The organism is uncultured Clostridium sp. (assembly GCF_947072515.1).
Classification (GTDB): Bacteria; Bacillota; Clostridia; order Clostridiales; family Clostridiaceae; genus Clostridium.
In genome coordinates this window covers 1-4,128 of the sequence record NZ_CAMTIG010000116.1, presented here as the reverse complement: position 1 = coordinate 4,128, position 4,128 = coordinate 1, and the positions used below count along the sequence as shown (strand labels likewise).

Here is a 4,128-nt window from a genome sequence, read left to right as displayed (position 1 = left end):
TCCTCATCGCTTTTGGCGACTCATTTAGTTTATCAATTAACTTTTATTTTGTCAACAACTTTTTTGATTGTTTTTAAAAGTTTTTTGTTTCGTAGGAATATGTTCCTTACGACGTTTTTTATCTTATCATTTCCCTATATATGTGTCAATACTTTTTTTCATCTTTTTTTAGATTTTGTATATATTGATGGTAAATACTTATTACGAGGATATTATCATGAATACTTTAATTAACTCTATCATCATAAAACAAACTCTCTCAACCCTCTTTACTTCTACCACCACAAGGGATTATAAATATATCTTTAGTTCACATACTGGCTTATTGCAATTAATCACTTTAAGAAATTCTTTTATCCCAACTACTTCTCATAAATATAATTTTAAAATAAATACATTTTATTTTAATTCTAACAGAGCTTTTATATTTATAACTCTTACCGATAATTTAACTATTTCCTCCTTAGACAAATCCTCTACTTCTAAATTAAATCTCTGTTTTATATTTTCACAGATTTCTAAATTTAATTGGTTGATAGATTTTGTTATATCAAAAGAACATTCTCCATCTCTTTATTCTGATCTTCTGGATAATAAATTTGATATTTACAAACTGCAAACTTCATTATCCGATGCTATCCAAAAATATTCTACCACTCAATCTCTTCTCACTTCGAATAAGCCTCTTGCCACAACTGTAACTACTACTTCTATCTCTACTACTTTTGATTTTTCTAAATCTATTGAGTATGCAGAAAGATATGCTTTAGATTACAATCCTAAATATATCTCATTTAATGATTCTGGTGGTGACTGCACAAATTTTGCTTCCCAATCCTTACATTATGGTGGAATTAAAGAAACTTCTCTTTGGAAACCTTATCTTAACTCATGGGTTAGAGTGAATGAATTACGGGACTTCTTAATCTATAACAAACTTGCTAGAGAGTATAGTTCCCTAAAAGATAATTTTTCTGGTTGCCTTATTCAATTTTTCAATAAAGATCGGAATGCTTGGACTCATTCAGGTATTCTAACTTACAGGACTGATACTGACTATTTATACTGCTGTCATACTTACGATAAGTTAAATTATCCTTTAAGTCTTTCTTATCCAATAATCTATCCCAAAGTAAGAATTATTGTACCTTTTTAAATAAGTCTTTAAAGCTTTCAATTATTGAAGGCTTTTTTGTTTTATTATTTATATAAGTTAATAAATTTATTATTGGCTTTATTTGATTAATTGTGTCATTATATCCAACTTCCATTCTTTGTTTTGAATTTTCTTCTGTAAAGTTTAAAGCTCCATCTATGAAGCCTTCCTCCATTTCACTTGGTATTATTTCTAATATTTGTGATTCAGAATATATGTTCCTATCAACTCTATATCCCCTCATAAGTCCAACTACAATTATTAAATCGCATTTTTCATAATAAACTGGTTCTATAGGTACATTATCTGCGATTCCACCATCTATATAGTCTATTCCATCTATATTTTCACTTTCAAAAATCATCGGAATTGCAGCGCTAGCATGCAGTATTTTTTTTATTCTTTCATTCGATTCCTTATTTATTAAAAAATATCTTGCTTTTATTTTAGGTATTTCTGTACATACTATATAGATTTTCATCCCCTTAGATTTTATTAAATCAAAGTCTAATGTCTCATCAATTATATTTTCCAAACCACTTCTAGATATATTTCCACCATCAAGAACTTTAGGAATATATCTTTTTATAAAATCCATATTTTTTGATCCAATACTTACTAAAAAACTTCTTTTCAATAAATTTATCGAATCTGTTGGTAATATTTTTTCTGTTGTTACAGAATTCCAAACTTTATCAGCTAATTGTATATCCCCTTGTGTATATAACATTGCATTTAAAGCCCCAATAGATGCTCCAGAAATTATATTTATATATTTATCAATTTCTAGTTCTCTTAACGCTTTCCAAACACCTATTTGATAAGCTCCTCTTGCTCCTCCTCCACCTAATACTAATCCTATCTTCAAATTTATCACCTATTTTCTCTTACTCTTATTATCTATACTACTCCCCTTTTACTAATTAGTTAATATAAATAACAAGTCTTTTTCTTAAGTTATATTTTTCTAAATTTCATTTTTAAAACTTTTAAAATAATATCCTGATAAGAAATAGTTTCTTATCAGGTCTATTGTGATTATTTATCTACTTAAAATTCAAATTTAAGAACTATAAATTTCACCTTTTGAAAATCTATTTTTTACCTTTTATTGATTCCAAAATTATTAATGCTGTATCTTCTATAGCTCTTTGAGTTACATCAATAGTTTTACAGCCTAGCCTTTTTATAATTCTATCTGCAAATTCAAATTCTTCAAGAACTCTAGAATCACTCGCATATTCTACTTTATTTGGCATTCTATGAAATTTATCTAACCTTTTTTTTCTTATCTCTATCAGTCTAAATGGATCTATAGTTAATCCAAAAATCTTTTTTCTATCTATTTTATAAATCTCATCTGGAACTCCTACTTCCGGCATTAAAGGAATATTTATTGCTTTTATTCCTTTATTTGCAAGATACATACATAATGGAGTTTTAGATGTTCTAGATAATCCCACTAATACCACATCAGCATTTCTCAATCCCCTATAATCCTTACTATCGTCATATTGCATTGCAAATTCCATGGCTTCAATTCTTTTAAAATACTCTTCATCTGTTACCCACATAGCCCCTGGATTATAATCTGGTACTTTATTTAACTTCATAGATGCAATATTTAGTATAGGTCCTAAAACATTTATTACAGAAACATTATTTTCTAGACCTACTTGGGTTAAATATTCTCTTATTTGGACATTAATTATAGTAGATACAACTATTGATGATTCTACTTCCTTCGCTGCTTGAATAACATCATTAGCATCTTCTATAGTCTTTATATAAGGAATTCTTTTCACTTCCACCCCTTCCTTAAATTGACTTGCTGCTGCTAATGCAACTTGATTCGAAGTTTCTCCAATAGAATCTGATACCGCAAAAATAGTTAACATTCTAACACCCCTTTGTACTATTGTTATATTTTGTAATTATATTATTACATATTCAATTACTTATTAACAATAGTTAAATTTAGAAAAATATGCTAAAATTACTTCATACTATATTCACAATTTAGGAGGACATTAATGAATATGAAAAAATTTCTCACTATAGGAATTTTGCCTTTGATGTGGATTGCTTATTTCATATTTGAATTATTAACAGGAAGAATTGATAGTTCAGATACAATTATAGGAAATCTTTTATTAATTGGCTTATTTATATTGGTAGGTTTCATTATTTATAAACTAACTAATAAATATGAATCAGGATTAAAGGGCAAGACTCTAATTTCTTTATTTTTTATCTTTTTATTTATAGATCAATTTATTAAACTTATAATACACTTTTTCTTTTTCAATGATTATTACGGTTTTTTCAATGATTTCTTATCATTTAATCCTATAATCAATGATAAAGGTTCTTGGCTAAATGCTAGATTTGGTGCTGGTATAAGCTTTCCAGTTCTTATTCTATTAAATATAATTGCACTTTTTGTATTTTTAGAAGTTTACAGATATTATAAATCTAAAGGAAATAGTGATATCTACAGTGATTTAGCAATTGTGTTTATTTTTACTGGAGCTCTATGCTCACTTATAGATAAAGTTTTCTATGGAGGAAGCTTAGATTTTATAGGTATCTCCGATTTATTTATTGCTGATATTAAAGATATTTATATTAACCTTGGAATTTTCTTTTTAATCCTTTGCTTATATAATTCTGGTTTTTTCAAGGATGATGAAAATTCTACATTTAAAGATGACATTAATTCAACTAAGCATTTTTTACTTTTTATAAAAGCTGATATTAAGTCTGGATTTAAGAAAAAAACTATTTCTATTTCTGAAAACAAAAAAAGTGGATATTAATATCCACTTTTATTAAAATAAAAAAAGAGATTATGAAATCATAATCTCAATATATAAATGCTAAGCAAGTTCCTATTTTAGAATTACATAAGTAATTCTGGTGGCTCACCGGGGAATCGAACCCCGGACACCATGATTAAAAGTCATGTGCTC

General features: G+C 27.2%; 4 protein-coding genes. 2 read left to right on the top strand and 2 right to left on the bottom strand.

Going from position 1 to position 4,128, the window contains the following annotated elements:
- Positions 1-217 precede the first annotated feature (217 nt).
- Positions 218-1,156, top strand: a complete 939-nt coding sequence (locus Q0W06_RS19350; protein ID WP_297639754.1) for an amidase domain-containing protein — start codon at positions 218-220, stop codon at positions 1,154-1,156.
- Here the strand turns inward: Q0W06_RS19350 and Q0W06_RS19345 are convergent.
- Both Q0W06_RS19345 and Q0W06_RS19340 read right to left on the bottom strand, forming a co-directional pair.
- Positions 1,140-2,024 (bottom strand): patatin-like phospholipase family protein, encoded by an 885-nt coding sequence (locus tag Q0W06_RS19345; protein WP_297639751.1) that lies wholly within the window; start codon positions 2,022-2,024, stop codon positions 1,140-1,142. The two genes, Q0W06_RS19350 and Q0W06_RS19345, sit on opposite strands and share 17 nt — an antisense overlap.
- Before the next feature lie 226 nt (positions 2,025-2,250).
- Positions 2,251-3,054 (bottom strand): pyruvate, water dikinase regulatory protein, encoded by an 804-nt coding sequence (locus tag Q0W06_RS19340; protein WP_297639748.1) that lies wholly within the window; start codon positions 3,052-3,054, stop codon positions 2,251-2,253.
- Between the two features lie 135 nt (positions 3,055-3,189).
- Between Q0W06_RS19340 and Q0W06_RS19335 the strand changes: the two genes are divergently transcribed.
- Complete coding sequence (locus Q0W06_RS19335; protein WP_297639745.1) at positions 3,190-3,975, top strand: signal peptidase II; 786 nt, start codon at positions 3,190-3,192, stop codon at positions 3,973-3,975.
- The last annotated feature ends 153 nt before the right edge of the window (positions 3,976-4,128 follow it).

What these genes read in the sequence shown, in the direction of transcription:
- Q0W06_RS19335 (WP_297639745.1), top strand. Translation starts at nt 3,190, where the DNA reads ATGAATATGAAAAAATTTCTCACTATAGGAATTTTGCCTTTGATGTGG.
- Q0W06_RS19340 (WP_297639748.1), bottom strand. Translation starts at nt 3,054, where the DNA reads ATGTTAACTATTTTTGCGGTATCAGATTCTATTGGAGAAACTTCGAAT.
- Q0W06_RS19350 (WP_297639754.1), top strand. Translation starts at nt 218, where the DNA reads ATGAATACTTTAATTAACTCTATCATCATAAAACAAACTCTCTCAACC.